Source organism: Rheinheimera sediminis (genome assembly GCF_004005375.1).
Taxonomy (GTDB): domain Bacteria; phylum Pseudomonadota; class Gammaproteobacteria; order Enterobacterales; family Alteromonadaceae; genus Pararheinheimera.
In genome coordinates this window covers 1-17,957 of sequence record NZ_RZUF01000042.1, presented here as the reverse complement: position 1 = coordinate 17,957, position 17,957 = coordinate 1, and the positions used below count along the sequence as shown (strand labels likewise).

Genomic DNA, 17,957 nt, shown 5'->3' with positions numbered 1-17,957 from the left:
TTTGCTGGGCAGTGGATTTTTCTAAGGCAGCGATACAGTCAGTGTTCACCACGTAAGAGCGATGCACCCGTAAAAAGGTGCTGGGTAGCTGGCTTTCCAGTTCTTTTAAATTGCCGCTGTAGAGGATGGATTTTTGGTCGCTGAAAAATAGTTCGGTGTAATCGCCTGCAGCTTTGCAGTACACTAGGCTGTCGGTAGACACCCATTCCACTTTGCCTGCACTGCTGATTTTCAGTTTATGTGGTTGTTGTTTTTGCTGCAGTTGGTCCAGCTTCAGTTGCAGCTTCGCCACTTGCTGCTCTTCGGTTTTTCTTCTGGCTTGTTCGTTACTCAGTTCCTGTGCCTGTTGCACAAATAAAAAGCCTAACACCAGGCTTATCAGGTAATAAAACACACTGTCGTGAAAACGGCCCAGGCTAAGCTGGATGGCAGCACTAAGCAGGCCGTACACCAGCAGAGATAGCCATAATGTGGGGGAACGCTGCTGAGTGAGCCGATAGGCAATAAGCAGTGTCGAAAGCAGCGCTGGCATCAAAATAGCCATAGAGGTTTTCGTATCAAAGCCTGTCACCATCAGCACAGCAGCGAGGGTTAGGGCTATTCCGCCGCCAATCCACAGCGCTTTGTGTTGTTCGGCAAATTTGCGCACATTGTACACCCACAAGCTGCAACCAAAGCCCATCGCGAAACACACAATCAGCAGTAGCCGCACATCGTGCATAGGGTAGGTATAGCTGAACAGGGGGCGGGATAATTCGGCCAGCAGCTGACTGGCGGCGAACAATGCCATCAGAAAAAACAGCACGTGAGACTGCCGGCGATAAGGATTAAAGCTGGACACCGCAAAATACAAAGCACCCATGATCAGTGCACCCAGTGGGATCAGGGATAGCCAGTTATCTTGCCATATCGAACTGGCCTGCAATGCATAAGAGCCAAGCCCGATAAAATGGATCGGTGCTTTAAGCTGTAAAAAGCCGTGATGCGACGACAGCTGCAGTACCAGTTCGTTGTGGTTTTGTTTGAGCAGATCCGGTGGCAGATAAAAGCTGGTGTCCATTAATCCGGCAAATTCTTTGTTGGCCGCCAGGCTGGGCGTGCCATTTTGGCCCAGGTAGTGGCCATTAAAAAATACCCGGCTGGAGGTTTTGGCGTAGACATAAATGGCATAAGGCTGATCGTTGTTCAGCACCTGATCTGGCAGTTCAAGCTTCGCCTTGAGCCAAAGCGCTGTGTTTTGCGGGTCTATTTCAGCGGCTGTTACTGTGTTGCAGCCAGGCTCGTTAAATGCAGGCGGCGTTTCGCTGTCGGAAGTGGCCGGGCACACTATCACCTCGTCAGGGTCAATAGGGATCACGGTCTGAGCCAGAGCATGGCCGCAACAAAGAGCAGCAAGCACTAAGCATTTCAGCAGAGTTAAATAGTTCAGAACAGCCTCTCTACACTCTATTGGTTTTTAGCATAACCGCTTATCGACCCTTTACTACCGCTTATCAGCCTTTACCGAAAAAAGACTGCCGCCAGTAGATTAACAGCTGAAAAGCCAGCCGGATACAGCAATAGTGACTGCAGTTACCGCACAATGAAAAGGGAATCAACTTATGAAATTCAGATACTTAAGTACCATAATCATCACCATAACTACTTTGCTGCTGAGTTGCACGCACTGTTCTATCGCAAGCGCATCGCAGCCCCAGGTTTTTGCCAATGAAAAAAGTATCATCTTTGAAAATGATGGCCAAAAAGTGGCGGCTTATGAAGGTAGTATTCAGGTGCCGGAAAACCGTGTTAAGCCAAATAGCCGGCTTATTCCGGTAAAATACATCCGCTTTCCGGCCACAGGAAAACAAAAAGGCTCGCCTATTATTTACCTGTCAGGTGGCCCTGGTGTTTCTGGGATTCAAACCGCGCGGCAACCTAATTTTCGCTTTCCGCTTTTTATGGCATTACGTGAATTCGGTGACGTGATAGCGCTGGATCAGCGCGGCACAGGTGCTTCGGATATCACGCCTGAATGTGTCTCAGGCCAGAAAGTGCCAACGACAACAGTGTTCACCGACAGCGAAGTGGATCTGCTGTATAAAAAAGCCGCTGCTGAATGTGTGGAGTTCTGGACTAAAAAAGGCGTCGATGTCTGGGGTTACACCACCAAAGAAAGCGTGTTTGATTTAAACGACTTAAGGCAGCATTTTAACGCCGACAAAATGACTTTATGGGGCATTTCCTACGGTAGCCACCTGGCGCTGGCCAGTTTGAAATACATAGACCAGCATATTGATAAAGTGGTGATCGCTAGTGCTGAAGGCCTGGATCAAACTGTGAAATACCCAGCCCGTACCGATGAGTATTTTGACCGCTTACAGCAGGCTATTAACCAACAACCAGCTGCGGCTAAAGCCTATCCGGATATCAAACAACTGATCCGCCGCGTGCATGCCAAACTTGAACAACAACCGCTGGCGCTAAGCATACCGCAAGAAGATGGCAGCGAGTTTAAATTGCTGTTTCAGCGCAGCCACTTGCAAGGTTTTGCCTCAGCCATGATTTCCGACCCAGACCGCGCTGTGCCTATGTTTCTTAGCCTTTATCACACGCTGGATCAAGGCAATACTGACCTGTTAATGGCTATTTTAAAGCAAGGTTATATCACTGATGATGCTATCTCTTTTCGGGTGATGCCCTTTGCGATGGATATTGCCTCAGGCATTACCGAACAGCGTTTAGCCTTAGTCAATCAGCAGGCCAAAACAGCCTTGTTAGGCAAAGCGCTGAATTTCCCAATGCCACAATTGAATAAGGCTGTAGCTGGCTTAGATTTGGGCGATGAATTCCGCGCCTTGCCGCGCAGTAAGGTGCCAACTTTACTACTGACAGGCACATTAGACGGCCGCACTTATATTCAAAGCCAGCAAGAGGCCACAGCAGGTCTGACTAACTTAACTCAGGTGATGGTGGTCAATGCCGGACATAACTTGTTTATGTCCTCACCTAAAGTGACTGAAGTAATTAAAGACTTCTTAAAAGGCGAAAAGGTTAGCACTGAGGAAATTCAGCTAGAGCTGAAACCTTTGCTGGCAAACTAGCAGAGTGTATTAGCCGATAAAATTGGCGCAGTTCTATGAAACTGCGCCATTGGGTCCTTTAACCTTTTATGATCCAGCGCCCTTGTTTTTTGGGCCTTCAAACTACAGCAAACCTTCGGTTTGCAACACATTTCCGCCAAAGTACGGCGTTACACTGATATGGCTATATTCACGTCCGGCATTGACAGGTCGATGCCGGACGTAAGTTCATTCGCAATAGTGTGAGTGTCCGTCAGTAGTTTTTCTATTTCACCCAACTGCTTTTGCGTTTCTTTGTCATTGTCTTCTGTGCGTAACAAGGCTTTTAGTCTATTGAATAACGACTTCAGCTCTTGTGCCGTCTCCTGCAGCAGGCGTTGATCTTCACGGCGCTGTTGCTGAGATTGTGCTTTTTCTGTCTGCTGCGACAAAGATGTTGCTGTGGACGTATCGCCCTGTGCTGTTTCATCATCGCCAGGGGCTTGTTCATCTTCGCCAGAGGCAGCCTCATCAGCAGCTTGTGCTGTGTCTTGTTGCTCAGTGCCCGTATTGTCAGTGCTCGTATTGTCAGTGGTACTCTCTTCAAACGGCTCAGAAAGCGCAGCTGTTGTTTCTGGCTCAGTCGCTGTCAAACTACCGCCAATAGCAGTTCCAGCTGAGCCGCCCCAGCCCTCTTTTAGCTCGTTGGCTGTGCTTTTTAGCTCATTCGCCAGTTGCTTCAGTTCCCGCAGCAGTGCTTTAGGCGCCAAAGCGCCTAACAAAGACACCAATCTTTTTAATTCATCAACGCGTTGTTTAATTTCAGCGGCCCGTTCGCGGGCTCGGGCTTTTTTTGCTTCCGACATTTGGTGCTGATAGGGGTTAAGTGATAGCTTCAGTTTTTCCTGTGCCGCAGGGCTAAAACTCACCTTGGTGGATTCAGAGCTCTGTTGCGCCGCAGCATCCACAGCAGGCAGAGGTAAGGCTGAGGTTTTAGTGTCAGGCTTGGTTTTAGTCGCAACATAGCTTTGCAGCAGGTTATTCGCTGGAATGGGTGACACCATAAAGAAGCTGGCCTTTTTAAAACAGTTTTTATGGTATCGGCCAGAAAGGTCGTAGATTGAACTGTATTTCAATACTGAATGAGTTGGAGTCTCAAGCTGTCTCGTCACCAGAAGACGGGAAAAACGCTTCTACTCTGTCAGCGCTTGGTCCGCAACTGTCTATCGCTGAATTCGAATTCACTGAAAATACACTTCAACTGTGTCAGTGGGTTCATTAACCTGATGTGATGGGACATCGAGATTTTCCGCCTAACTTAACCAGAGAAAAACAGGCTATTTCGCTTGTTTTTCTCTGCTGTTCGTTGCACCTTTCTGCACTTCGCCGCTTTCAGGCACTGGACAGAGCGGCAAATGAGCGTTAAAACAAAGTAATTATAAAGTTGACTGTGGTAGCGTGGCGCTCGGGTCACTGCAAGATGGCCCGCAGAGCTGTAGCGTTATTGCTGGTACAACTGCAAAAAAATACAAAAACAAAAAATAAAAAAAGCCAAAAAATGGCAGATTCTATCGACAGGGGAGCGAACAATTAAATTGTTTAGCAACGTTTTGAAATTTATATGGCGGAAAACTGAAGGTCTTTCGTCTTGGTATTCTGCATGGGGGAGAAACATGCAGGGGGGATATCGAAGCTTCAAACGGCTTTTATGGATAGTGCTGATTGTATATAGCTTAAGTGCTGTCACAGTTGCTAATGAAATGCCAGCTGAAATTGCTTTCAATATACCAAGACAAAGAGCTGACTTATCACTGATCAGTTTCGCCGAACAAGCCGACATCACTTTGCTGTTTCCGTTGGAAAAAATGGCAGACAAAGAGACCAATGCTTTGCGTGGGCGTTACTCCATCCATCAGGCTTTAAGCCTGATGCTGATGAACACGGGTTTAAAACCAGTGATCAGTGAAAGTGGGCAGGTATCGATTCAGATAGATACCACTTTCGAGGGTAACAACGACATGAATTATAAGAAAAACAAACTTGCAACAGCAGTATTGGCTGTGGTCGGTGCCACAGCGGTGGCACCTGCAGTAGCTGCAGCGCAGGAAGTAAAAGAAAAGAAAACAGAAGTCATAGAAGTGCGTGGTATTCGTGGTGCATTGGGGCGTGCCATGGATTCAAAACGCGAAGCAGGTGGTGTGGTCGATTCCATTTCGGCTGAGGACATAGGTAAGTTTCCCGACACCAACCTGGCAGAATCTCTGCAACGTATTTCTGGTGTCTCGATAGATCGCTCAGGCGGTGAAGGCCAATTAATTACTGTGCGTGGTTTTGGCCCTGAGTTTAACACTGTGCTGGTGAATGGCCGGCAGATGGCCTCTGAAAACCAAAGCCGCGCTTTTAGTTTTGACACTATAGCCGCTGAGTTGGTGCGTAGTTTAGATGTGCATAAAACCTCAACTGCCACTCAGCAGTCAGGTGGCATAGGGTCTACGGTCAATGTGAATACAGCGCGGCCTTTTGCTATTGGCGGCTTTAAAGTAGCTGGTAGTGTGAAGGGGGTGTACGAAGAAAACAGCGAACAAACCTCGCCTCAGGTGTCTGGTTTAATCAGCAACACTTTTAACGATGGCAGCATGGGCGCTTTATTGGCTGTGTCACATCAACAACGTGAAACCCGACTGGATCAGGCGCAAATCGACGGCTGGCTGGAGAACGTGGGTGTGCCAAACCCTGTTACTCAGGGCGGTCAGGCTTATACCGGCAATATTTTTTCACCTCGTAATTACGATCACAAAGTGACTTTTGAAGATCGCAGCAGAACCAACGCCAATTTAGTGCTGCAGTATGCGCCGTCCGATACCTTAGAAATCACCGCCGATGCGCTCTATTCCGACTTTGATGTGGAAGCGGACACCACCTCGTACGGCCACTGGTTTACTGCGCCTAACCTGGAAGGTTTTGGTGGTGCAGCAGGCCCTGTAGTGGATGGCAATGGAACAGTGATCGATTTGTATCAGGAAGTGGGTTTAGCCACTGATATGCATGCCAAGAAATTTGACCGTTTAACGAATACCAGTTCATTAGGCTTAAATTTTAACTGGGACGTCAACGACAACCTGAATATGAAGTTTGATCTAAGCCACTCTTCGGCAGAGCGCGAGCCAAATAATGGCCGTGGCGATCAGCTGTCGTTAATAGGTTATGCCAACAGAGTGCGTTTCCAGGTTGACGATAATATTCTGCCGTACGCCAGCGAGTTTGCTGCGGCTAATCCTAATATTTTCAGTGGTCAGCAAGAGTTAAACGGCGTGGCTTATCAGCCGGGTGTTACGCCCGCTGGTGTTTCGAATCATTTGGACCCTGCCAACAGCAAAGCTCACGTGATGTTGCGCCGTGGTTGGGCTGTGGAAGACGACATTAACCAGTTGCGCTGGGACGGCGTGTGGAACGAAGACGCCAGCAGCGGCTTAACTAAAGTAAAGTTTGGCGCTATGTACTCTACTGAAAGTAAAAGTCTGGAGCGCTGGGACAACGAAGGTGTCGGTATTCACTGTACTTTCTGTGGTTACCCTGACGCGCCAAATATGGCGGGTTTCCCGCAATATGTGTTTGATGCCGGCAGCAACTTTTTAGGTGATGTCAGTGGTAGTGGCCGTATGCCAACATCCTGGCTGGCTCATGATGGTGAAGCTAACTTTGTGTTTCTGGAGCAATATGCCGCTTCGATAGGTAACCCAATCAGTTTTGACGCAGTGCGCCGTAACAAGTCGTACGAAGTCGGTGAAGATACCATGTCTTTTTATCTGGAAATGGACTTTGAGGGTGAATTAGCCGGTATGCCACTGAGCAGCACTGCTGGTGTGCGTTATGAGCGAACCAGTGTCGGCGTGGACGGTACAGATGCACCTGTCACTGGCCTGACTATTCTGGACGAAACTGAAATGCTGGCACAGTACGGTGCAGCTCAGTCGATCAGCACCAGTTCCAGCTACGAAGCTATTTTGCCAAACTTTAGTGTCAAACTGGATATTTCAGATGATTTGGTCGGTCGTTTTGCCGCTTCGCAAACGATAACCCGTCCTACGCTGGAAAGTATGTCTCCAGTGACTGTGATAGGCACAACCCGTCAGGGCGGCGATTTAACCTCCAGCTCAGGTAACCCTGAACTGGACCCGTTCAGCTCTACGAACCTCGACTTCTCACTGGAATGGTATTACGCCGATGCAAGTTATTTATCAGGCGGCTATTTCCGTAAAAATGTGTCGAACTTTATTACTACTATTACCGAAGACAAAACTTTCGTGCTGGCGAACGGCGACACTTTAACTGACCCTTCTACAGGCACTAATACCGGTGCAGCGGACAGTGCTGACAGCGTGGCAGTCTTTACCAATACGCTGCCTGATAACGGTGAGTCCGCTATAGTGGATGGCTTTGAATTGGCACTGCAGCATACCTTTGAGTCAGGTTTTGGTGTGATGGCCAACGCCACTTTAGTTGGCAGTAATGCCGAATTGGATCCGGCGGATATCAATCAGGTGTTTGCGTTAACGGGGTTAAGTGATTCCTACAACCTGGTGGCTTTTTATGAAAATGGTCCTTTCCAGGGGCGTGTTGCTTATAACTGGCGTGACTCTTTTGTACAGTCATTAACTCAGAGCAACGGTGACGGTGTGGTCATAGTCGAAGACTATGCCCAGATAGACGCCAGTGCCAGTTATGATATTAACGACAACCTGACGCTGGTGCTGGAAGGCATTAACCTGACCAACGAATACGTGCATAAACGTGGCCGTTTTGCCAACCACCTGTTGTTGGTGGAAGACAGTGGCCGCCGGGTTGCTTTTGGTGTGCGTGGCAGCTTCTAAGCAAAGCTGAGTCGTCAGATAAGGCGTTGGTATATACCCACGCCTTCTTTCTACTGAATAACGAAAAGAGACAACTATGCTGGATGCAGACAAAGCGGCTGACCGCACTGTTCAGACGGTGGTAATAGTAGGAGGCGGCAACGCTGGCTGGTTAACAGCCGGACGTATCGCAGCTAAACACAAAGCCAAAGCGGGTGGCATTAAAGTAGTGCTGGTGGAATCGCCTTCTGTCGCACCTATTGGCGTAGGTGAGGGCACCTGGCCCACTATGCGCAGCACATTGATTGCTTTGGGCATCAGTGAAACTGATTTTATCCGCGAATGTGACGCCACCTTCAAACAAGGCGCCAAGTTTGCCCGTTGGGTCACAGGAGCAGAAGAGGATTTTTATTACCATCCGCTGGTGTTGCCGCAGGGGTTTAGCAAGGCCGATATGGCAGCTTATTGGTTACAAGCTCAAAGCAAGCCAGAGCTGGCGCCGCAATTTAGCTCCTTTTCCAATGATCTCTGTTATCAGGAAGCTATTTGCGAGCGCAGTTTAGCGCCTAAAACTATTAGGCACCCAGAGTTTGGTGCTGTGGCTAACTATGCCTACCATCTGGATTCGGGCAAATTTGGTCTGTTTTTGCAAAAACACTGTACTGAACAACTCGGCGTTGAGCATATTCTGGATGACGTTACTGCTATTCAAAGCGCAGCCAATGGCGATATAGCAGCTGTGCAGACCAAGAACTCTGGTCTTATTGCCGGTGATTTATTCGTTGATTGCACTGGGTTTTCTTCGTTGCTGCTGGGCAAACATTATCAGGTGCCTTTTAAAGCCTGTGACGACATTTTATTTATCGATACAGCGCTTGCTGTGCAAGTGCCTTACCCTAATGAGGATGCGCCTATTGCGTCTCATACTATTTCTACAGCTCAGGATGCGGGCTGGATTTGGGATATAGGGCTGCAGCACAGACGCGGTGTGGGTTATGTCTATTCCAGTAAACACTGCTCAGAAGAAGAGGCCCGTGCCACCCTGGCGCGTTATGTAGGCCCTGCGATCAGCGATCTGAAGGTACGAAAAATTCCTATCGTCAGTGGTCACAGAACTGAATTCTGGAAAAACAACTGTGTGGCTGTGGGGTTATCCGCCGGTTTTCTCGAACCGCTGGAAGCTTCGGCTTTAGTGCTGGTGGAAATGTCGGCGCAGATGATCAGCGAGCAACTGCCAGCCAATCGGCAGGTGATGGACATAGTCGCCAAGCGTTTTAATCAAACCTTTTTGTACCGCTGGGACAAGATTATCGACTTTTTAAAGCTGCATTATATTTTGAGCAAACGCAGCGACACGGCATTTTGGCGCGACAACAGAAAGCCGGAAACTATTCCGCAAAGCCTGCAGGAACTGATGCAGCTTTGGTCGCATCGGGCGCCTTGTGATTTGGATTTCACCAGCAACAACGAAGTTTTTCCGGCCGCCAGTTATCAGTATGTGCTCTTTGGTATGGGTTTTAAACCAAACTTATCGGCGCAGCAGTATCTGCTGGATAACTGGGATTTTGCCACTCAGCAGTTTCAGCAAAACCGCAAAATGATTGAGCAAGCTGTGTCTACCTTGCCGACGCATCGCGAACTGATTAGCAAAATCCGCCATTATGGCTTTAGCAGGATTTAATCTTCAGGCCCCCCCAAAAAACAAAAAGCAAAAAAATCAAAATAAAAGGTAAGCCATGGCGCATTTAGTTGCAGTGGATCCACAGATCCACAAAGAGTATTACGTGTATCCGGAGCGGACTGAGTCTGCTGGTGCTGAATTACACTTAATCCCTGTGGTACCTGCTGAGGTGGCACATGTTGCCTGCCAGATGCCGGTGCTGCTGACCAAAAATGAACTCACAGGCCAGTTTGTGCTGGCCGCTATGACGGGCTTTGAACCCAAGCAAAATTTGTTTTGGCAGGATGGACGCTGGCAAGGATTGTATGTACCGCTGCAGTTGCAGCGTCAGCCGTTTTTCCTCGGAAAAAATGAGGGCTCAGGCGCCGATTATGCTGTCTGTCTGGATATACAAAACCCTGCTGTTGGTCAAGGCGCTGTGCCAGAAGGGGCGCAGGCTTTATTCAGCAGCACAGGAGCAGAAACAGAGTATTACCGCCATGTTAAACAGCTATTAGCCAGTATTTTGCAAGGCGAAGCTCAGGTGCAACAACTGACAGAGCTGTTGTTGTCTATGGCGCTGATCCAGCCTGTATCACTGGATATTACTTTTGCTGATCAAAGTTCGACCCGGCTTCAAGGTTTATACAGCATAGATCAGCAAAAACTAGCTACTTTGGATCCGGCCCATCTGGTGCTGTTGCATCAACAAGGTCTATTGGCTGTTGTTTACACCATGTTGAGTTCTATGTCGCAGATCTATGGCTTAATTGACAGGAAAAACCAGCAGTTGGCGCGCTTATGACTGTGGAAGTTTGTGTTTTAGATAGTCAGATCCAATTTTTGCAGCTTGGCTTGGAGCGAACGCCTTTGCTGGTGATCGATAATGTGTTGCTCGAGACAGACTGGCTCTGCCAGCAGGCACAGCAAGCCAAATTTAGCGGTCAGGCTGATAATTATTATCCCGGCATCCGGGCTGTCTCGCCTTTAGTCTACCAACAGGCTATCACCCAGGCCTTGTTTCCCTTGTTGCACAATGTGTTTGCGCCCAAAGCAACAGGGCTGCGGACTCTGATGTCGGCCTATTCTATAGCCACTACCGGAGTGCAGGAGCTAAGGCCCATTCAAATGTTGCCGCATTTTGATACTGTCGAGCCACTACAACTGGCGATGGTGCATTATCTGTGCAGCGAAGAGTTTGGCGGTACTTCGTTTTACCGGCACAATGAAACAGGTTTTGAGCGCATTACGGCGGCACGTTTACCAGCCTATGCCGGCTTATTAAAGCAACAGGCCAAAGCCGCCAGATTGCACGAAAGGCCGGGTTATATGAATGGAACTACGCCGTTGTTTGAACGACTTCATCAGGTATCGGCGCAGATGAACAGGGTGGTGATTTATCCGGGTAACTTATTGCACTCAGGTGATATTCAAGCTGCCAGATTGTCGGCTGACCCTACCAAAGGCCGCCTGACGATTAGCAGTTTTTTGCAGTTGTACTAAATGACTCTTTGTACTTAGAGATAAGTATTAAAATTTTTTTATTCGGGTATGGCGGATTTTTATCAGCTGTTTCGTCTGTAGAAAGAGGGCAGACTTGTTGTGCAGTAACACAGCAGCAGGCTCTCGAATTGGCAGCCAATAAAAACATTATAAACGGAAAAAAATGTCAAACGATTCATTGTTTTATAAGCTATATCTGGCATCACGCCGCGGTATCTACCGCGCTGTGTCGCGTATAGTTCCGCCACACGAAATTGAAGATATTTTACAAGAGACTTATGTACGGATTTGCCAGATAGAAAATAAAGAGCAGATCAGTTCGCCAAAATCTTTTATCTTTACCATAGCTCGTAATCTGGCGTTGGACTATAAAAAGCAGGCCAATGTAAAACAAGTGGATCATGTGGATGATCCAGAATTACTGGACCAGTTATTGTCCGAAGACTGCCGCGATGAAGTCTATGATTTAGTCTTATCCGGCACTGAGTTTGGCCATTTTTGTGAAGCTGTGCGGCAGTTGCCATTGCAATGTCGTAAGGTGTTTGTGTTAAAGAAAGTCTATGGTTATTCGCAAAAAGAGATAGCCGCTAAGTTAAGAATAAGTGAAAGCACTGTAGAAAAACATATAGCTACAGGCATGAAAAGTTGTACGCTCTTTATGCGCAAAGCAACACGTGATGATTCAGGACAGGGTCAAAGTAACGCCAACCGACACTATAGAGGAGGATCTTATGAATAACGTTCACCCGATCCATCTGCTGTCGAAACGCCATCAGGCTGAAACTGATGAGCAGCGTTTGGAACAGGCCTGTGACTGGATTTCCAGAATAGATCGTGGCTTAGAGCCCGAGGAACATCAGGCCTTACAGCAGTGGCTTGCAGAACATCCGCAGCATCAGGACGTGCTGTTTGAAGTGGCAAAATTATGGGACAAGATGGATGCATTAAGCCGTTTGTCTGATTTATTTCCAGCAACAGAAAAAGCAAAAAGCACAACCTCAGGCAAGCACTGGGCTATAGCGGCTTCTGTGTCTGCTTTGTGTTTGCTTGGCGCTTTGTTTTATCGCGTCCAATTGTTGCCACAGCAAGAGTTGGTGCAGCAAACGGCAGCAACTTCATTGCATGCCACTTATCAGACTAAGGTTGGTGAAAATAACACCATAGAGCTGCCTGACCGCAGCAAGCTGGTGCTCAATACCAATAGCTTTGTCACAGTGCGTTACAGTGAAAAAAGCCGGATTATTGAGCTGTTGCGCGGTGAAATTAATATTGATGTGGCGCACGACACAGCCAGACCACTAAGCGTGATTGCCGGTGGCAAGGTGATCCAGGCCGTGGGTACTGCTTTTAATGTCGATATTCATAAAGATTACGTTGAGCTTATTGTCACTGATGGCAAGGTCTTAGTGGGTGCTCAGCCTAAGGCTATGGATGATGCTGCCGAGCTGTTATTGGCTAAACCTTTACCTGTCAGCTCTTTGGCTATATCCAAAGGCGAGCGGGTGGACTTAGATCCAAAAGCTAAAACCACAACAGCCCAGGTGAAGAAAATTGATCAGGGTGATATAGCGGCCAGTTTATCCTGGCGCTCAGGTAACCTGATTTTCCGCGGCGAAACCTTGCAAGAAGCCTTGGCTGAAATCAGCAGGTACACTGATATTGAATTTGAGCTAGGCGATGATGAAACAATGAAACAACTTCCTGTGGCCGGAATGTTTAAAACCGGTGACGTGGATGGCTTGTTGGAGGTGTTTAAAAATAACTTTAACGTTAGCCACGAGCGATTAAGTCCGGACAGAATACGCCTGAAATACGCAGGCTAAGTCTCCATTTGCTGCGGCCTTTTCACAGTGCCGCAGCTTAACTTGCAGGCTCCAGATTGGCCTGTGCCAGAATCAATCATCAATAAGGACAAACTAAAAATGCCAGCTTCTGCAGAGGTCGGACAAACTCGGCCTGAAATCAGCCACAACAGCACGGATCAAGGCTCAGTGTGGTATGTGTTTTTTATCTCAGCCGTTGCAGCTATTGGCGGCTTTCTCTTTGGTTTTGACTCAGGCGTGATCAACGGCACAGTCACTGCGTTGAGTAATACCTTTCAGTCCGACGCTGTCGCTACTGGCTTTAACGTCGCTTCAGTTTTACTGGGGTGTGCTGCAGGGGCGCTGCTGGCAGGTCCGGCGGCGGATAAGTTTGGCCGCAAGCCTGTGATGCTTTTGACAGCTATTGTGTTTGCTATTAGTGCCTGGGGCTCTGGTGATGCTGCGTCTGCGTCCGCTTTTATTTGGTACAGGCTGATAGGTGGCTTAGGTATAGGTGCGGCTTCAGTATTGGCGCCGGCTTATATTTCTGAGGTTGCTCCTGCTGCTTTCAGAGGCAGGCTGGCCACCTTACAGCAACTGGCTATTGTGTTGGGGTTGTTTGCAGCTTTTGTCAGTAATTATCTGATTGTGCTGGACGCGGGAAGTGCAGAAACTGCCTATTGGCTGGGTTTCTCTGCCTGGAGATGGATGTTCTGGGTTGAATTATTTCCTGCGTTGCTTTTTTTAGCTGGCGTATTTTTTATTCCTGAATCACCACGCTATCTGGTTGCAAAGGGCGATATTCAGCGTGCAGGCCAGGTTTTTGGCAGGATTTCGCGCGAGCCTGTAGCCATACAAATTCAGCAAGTACAGCTGTCGTTGCGCGGTGATAAAAAACCTGGCTTGCGAGACTTGCTGATCCCGGGCAAAAAGGCCATTCATCCTGTGGTGTGGGTGGGCATAGCTTTGTCGGTGTTTCAGCAGTTTGTCGGTATTAATGTGGTGTTTTACTACGGCGCAGAACTCTGGCAAGCGGCGGGTTTTGATGAATCGCAGTCTTTGTTTATCAATGTACTGGCGGGCACCACCAATATTTTGTCGACCTTTATTGCTATTGCTTTGATTGATAAAGTAGGGCGTAAACCTCTGTTGCTGGTGGGGAGCGTCGGTATGTTTATCAGCCTTGCTATCTTGACCTTGGTATTCGCCAGCTCTGGTTTAGATGCCGCGGGCAAGCTGATGCTAACGGACACTATGGGTCTGGTTGCACTAGTGACTGCGAATTTATTTGTGGTGTTTTTTGGCTTGAGCTGGGGTCCTGTGGTCTGGGTTTTATTAGGCGAAATCTTTAATAACAGAATACGTGGTGCAGCTTTGGCTGTGGCTGCTAGTGCGCAGTGGGTGGCGAATTTTGTTATTACCATGACCTTTCCGATTTTACTGGGCTCTGTTGGCTTGGCTGGGGCCTATGGTCTGTACACAGTGTCAGCCTTTATCAGTATTTTCTTTGTCGTGCGTTACATAGGTGAAACGAAAGGCAAACGGCTGGAAGAGATCTAGGCTGAAAATGATGGCTTGCTCTTGCACAAGAGCAAGCATTAACTGGCAGTTTTTTCCTGTAACAGGCTGTACAAAGCGGATAACTGCACTGGCTTAGATAGCAAGAAGCCTTGGGCTGAATCACAGTCCAGGCGGCTGAGAATATTCAGAATATTTTGATCTTCGACGCCTTCGGCTACTGTGGTTAATCCAAGAGTTTTGGCTAAAACTATGATGCCTTTTACCAGATTATAGTGCTGTGACGATGTGCTCAGCTTTTTCACAAAAGACTGGTCTATTTTCAGGGTAGCGGCTTGAAACCTGCTCAGGTAATGCAGGTTGGAATAACCTGTACCGAAGTCGTCTATCGCAAAGTTGATCCCTTGCTTACTTAATGTGGATATTTGCGAGTCTATGGCCTTTTGGTCCTGCATTAACATGGATTCAGTGATCTCTAATTCCAGATAACGAGGGGCCAGTTGGGTTTCAGTCAAAATAGCTAAGACATGCTCGGGTAGCATACCGCTACTCAGTTGAGCGGCGGATAAGTTCACAGAAACAGGCATATCATAGCCTTTTGCCAGCCAGTCTTTGCAATCGATACAAGCTTGTTTCAGTACAAATAAACCTATGTCATCAATTAAGCCTGTTTCTTCAGCTAAAGGGATAAAGGTTGCAGGGCTGACCAGACCAAAATCTTTGGATTGCCAGCGAACCAGGGCTTCAACCCCATTGATGCTTAGCTTGGCTAAGTGGTATTTCGGCTGATAATGCAGAAATAACTCGTTATTTTGCACGGCAAAACGTAGTGCCTGAATTAACTCTGACTTTTTGCGTTGTTCATCCTGCCATTCCGGCTGATAAAGTATGGCGGTGTTGCGGCCTGACACTTTGGATCTGTACATGGCAAGATCAGCCAAACGGCACAATTCGTTAAAATCTACGGCATGGTCCGGGTAGTGCGCCACACCAATAGAAGCTGAAATTTTAAAAGTGCGAAGTTCAATCAGCATTTCTTCGGCGATAAGCGCTAAAAACAAGCTATAACGCCTGTCGCTGCGCTGTACGCCCTGAGATTTAAGGACCAATACGAATTCATCGCCGCCAAAACGGCAGCAGAATTCCCCGGGTTCCAGCAGTCTGGTTAAGCGCTGCGCAAGAATTTTAAGTACCAGATCGCCATAGGCATGGCCATAAGCATCGTTAATAGGTTTGAAATTATCTAGATCAATAAAGACCACAGCCAACTGGGTTTCAGCAGATGCAAGTTTGTAGAACTCCTGCTCGGCATTTTTTCTGTTCAATAAGCCTGTGAGCGGGTCTAGTGTGGCTATACGTTTGATTTCTTGTTGCGACAGTCTGGATTGCTGGTTTTCGTGTCTTAGTTCGCGTAGCAGCGTATGGAAATCTCTGGCGATATACCAGGCCGTGAATCCTGTGATGGCAATAAAAATATTCATGGCTACTACCGAGATGCCACGAACTTGTGGAGTAGGCTCTGGTAAATAGTCCCATAGGATCATGAACAAAAGTGCGGTGCAATACAGGCTGATAAAAACTAATAAGCCAACAAAGGTGCGGCGGGAAGAGAATAGTGCTGCATACATCAAAATTAACGCATAACAAATGACCAGAGGATCGTAGACCGTATTATTAATAGTAATGAGGGCGCTGGTAAGAAAGGTGGTTAACCAAAGAAAACATTGAATGGCGAGACGGTGCTTTTGTTTGGTAAACACCAGCCAGAATATTCCGCACATGCCTGCGGCAGCGAGCAATAAAATGAACTGAGATTTAGGTCCGGACAGCACAGCGCCCAGTACGCAGCTGAAAAAGTAAACCGTGAGCACTTGAATAAAACGGCGCCGTTGCTGCTGGCTGGACTTGATTTGCTGATATCGCATTGTTCGTCCTTGCGCTTAAAAGGATAAAACCCGACTTTATCGGCAGACTAACAAAATTATGCTCCATGCTCTAGAGCGTGTTGACGTATCAGGGAGATTTTCGCCTATTTATGCTGTGATTGAGCTAACTAGCGAATGGATTAATCTGCATATTGGGTTAGTTCCGCGAGACTGAAGCTGCTAAGATTGGCTCAACCTTTCATCAGGTAAACCGTTCACGTCGAATTGGCGTAAACTCACCTCATTTAGCCAGAAGAGTTATGGATCTGCGATGCGTTATATCAATACTCCGAATTACGACCACAAACAAAACGACAAAATTGGTATTTTACTGACCAATTTAGGCACACCTGATGAGCCAACTCCAAAGGCGCTGAAGCGTTATCTGAAACAATTTTTATCAGACCCAAGAGTAGTGGAAGTGCCACGTTTATTGTGGTGGCTGATTTTAAACTGCGTGATTTTGCAAATCCGGCCACGGCGCTCGGCCAAAGCGTACGCTACAGTCTTTACCGATAAGGGCTCGCCGCTGCTATTTAATACGCAGGCGCAAAGCGATGCTATTGCTGCCCAACTGCAGCAACAAGGGGTGCAGAATGTGGTGGTTGATTTTGCTATGCGTTATGGCAACCCCAGTTTTGATACTGTGCTGGATAAGATGTTTGCTCAGGGCGTACGCAAGTTATTGGTATTGCCTTTGTATCCTCAGTATTCAGGCTCGACTTCTGCTTCGACCTTCGACGAACTGGCTGGTAATTTTATGCGTCGGCGCTGGTTGCCTGATTTACGTTTCATCTCGCATTACCCGGACTACGCACCTTTTATTCGCGCCGCTGCTGAAAAAATTCGCCAGCACTGGCAACAACATGGTCAGGCCGACAAATTGATGTTGTCTTACCATGGTATTCCAAAACGTTACTTACTCAATGGTGACCCTTATCACTGTGAGTGCTACAAAACCTCGCGCTTAATTGCAGAGGAATTGGGGCTGAGCAAAGATCAGTATCTGACTACTTTCCAGTCGCGTTTTGGCCGCGAAGAATGGTTAAAACCTTACACAGATGAAACCTTAAAGGCCTTGCCAGCTCAGGGCGTAAAAAGCGTGCAGGTGTTTTGCCCTGGCTTTGCTGCGGATTGCCTGGAAACCATTGAAGAAATTGGCGAAGAAAATAAAGAGTATTTCTTACATGCAGGTGGTGAGCGCTATGAATACATCACAGCATTAAACGCTGAACCCGCTCATATCGATGCTCTCTGTCAGTTGATCCACGAAAACCTGCAGGGTTGGCAAGTTGCAGCTGATCCACTGCGAGCTGTTCGGGCTGAGGAGTTGCGGGTGGAGAAGTCACAGTGCTGAGAGTGAGGCACTCTGTTTTGTTGCCTCGATATCGGGCTAATGCTGCCTCGCCCACGTGAAAAGTGGCAAGGTCCCGGATATATCCAATACACTTGAAGTTGCGGCGAGGCGACAAGTCAACCAGACCCCAGGAGCATAGTCAACCTATGTGACTGGGGTGAGAGGGCGCGGTGCAGCTTCAAGGACGAAGACGATATATCAGGCCAGGGTGAAACAGAGCGATAAAAAGAGACGTCAATAGAAGTCTTTTCATTGGCTCTGCCTAATCCCTTGTCAACAACAGTCTAAAAGTGATCCACAG

At 47.8% G+C, this 17,957-nt stretch carries 12 protein-coding genes; 9 read left to right on the top strand and 3 right to left on the bottom strand.

What is annotated here, in order from left to right:
* The coding region (locus EMM73_RS18910; protein WP_145987572.1) for a LytTR family transcriptional regulator DNA-binding domain-containing protein at window positions 1-1,357 on the bottom strand (1,357 nt) is incomplete at its 3' end.
* Between the two features lie 244 nt (window positions 1,358-1,601).
* Between EMM73_RS18910 and EMM73_RS18905 the strand changes: the two genes are divergently transcribed.
* A complete protein-coding gene (locus EMM73_RS18905) occupies window positions 1,602-3,083 on the top strand; it encodes an alpha/beta fold hydrolase (protein ID WP_127688338.1) in 1,482 nt (493 codons plus the stop codon).
* 149 nt (window positions 3,084-3,232) lie between these two features.
* Here EMM73_RS18905 and EMM73_RS18900 read toward each other — a convergent pair whose 3' ends face one another.
* The gene (locus EMM73_RS18900) at window positions 3,233-4,105 is read right to left on the bottom strand and encodes a hypothetical protein (RefSeq protein WP_127688337.1); all 873 of its coding nucleotides are present in this window, start codon (window positions 4,103-4,105) and stop codon (window positions 3,233-3,235) included.
* A 609-nt stretch (window positions 4,106-4,714) separates the two neighbouring features.
* On the opposite strand from EMM73_RS18900, the gene EMM73_RS18895 reads away from it, so the two are divergent.
* From EMM73_RS18895 to EMM73_RS18865, 7 genes are all read left to right on the top strand, one after another.
* Entirely contained in the window at window positions 4,715-7,912 is a 3,198-nt protein-coding gene (locus tag EMM73_RS18895; RefSeq protein WP_127688336.1) for a TonB-dependent receptor, read from the top strand.
* 76 nt (window positions 7,913-7,988) lie between these two features.
* Complete coding sequence (locus EMM73_RS18890) at window positions 7,989-9,572, top strand: tryptophan halogenase family protein (RefSeq protein WP_127688335.1); 1,584 nt, start codon at window positions 7,989-7,991, stop codon at window positions 9,570-9,572.
* A gap of 55 nt (window positions 9,573-9,627) precedes the next feature.
* Window positions 9,628-10,356, top strand: coding sequence for a SapC family protein (locus tag EMM73_RS18885; RefSeq protein WP_127688334.1), 729 nt, complete (start codon window positions 9,628-9,630; stop codon window positions 10,354-10,356).
* Window positions 10,353-11,054: a DUF6445 family protein gene (locus EMM73_RS18880; protein WP_127688333.1), complete on the top strand. Its 702-nt coding sequence runs from the start codon at window positions 10,353-10,355 to the stop codon at window positions 11,052-11,054. Before EMM73_RS18885 ends, EMM73_RS18880 begins: the two co-directional genes overlap by 4 nt.
* A gap of 163 nt (window positions 11,055-11,217) precedes the next feature.
* A complete protein-coding gene (locus EMM73_RS18875) occupies window positions 11,218-11,793 on the top strand; it encodes an RNA polymerase sigma factor (protein WP_127688332.1) in 576 nt (191 codons plus the stop codon).
* Window positions 11,786-12,877, top strand: coding sequence for a FecR family protein (locus tag EMM73_RS18870; RefSeq protein WP_127688331.1), 1,092 nt, complete (start codon window positions 11,786-11,788; stop codon window positions 12,875-12,877). The genes EMM73_RS18875 and EMM73_RS18870 overlap by 8 nt, the downstream gene beginning before the upstream one ends.
* Window positions 12,878-12,976: 99 nt before the next feature.
* Window positions 12,977-14,416 carry a sugar porter family MFS transporter gene (locus EMM73_RS18865; RefSeq protein WP_127688330.1) on the top strand — a complete coding sequence of 480 codons (1,440 nt, stop codon included), beginning with the start codon at window positions 12,977-12,979 and terminating at the stop codon, window positions 14,414-14,416.
* Window positions 14,417-14,454: 38 nt separating this feature from the next.
* Here the strand turns inward: EMM73_RS18865 and EMM73_RS18860 are convergent, their stop codons facing one another.
* Complete coding sequence (locus EMM73_RS18860) at window positions 14,455-16,299, bottom strand: putative bifunctional diguanylate cyclase/phosphodiesterase (RefSeq protein WP_127688329.1); 1,845 nt, start codon at window positions 16,297-16,299, stop codon at window positions 14,455-14,457.
* Between the two features lie 271 nt (window positions 16,300-16,570).
* On the opposite strand from EMM73_RS18860, the gene hemH reads away from it, so the two are divergent.
* Entirely contained in the window at window positions 16,571-17,656 is a 1,086-nt protein-coding gene (gene hemH, locus EMM73_RS18855) for a ferrochelatase (protein WP_127688328.1), read from the top strand.
* Window positions 17,657-17,957: the final 301 nt, after the last annotated feature.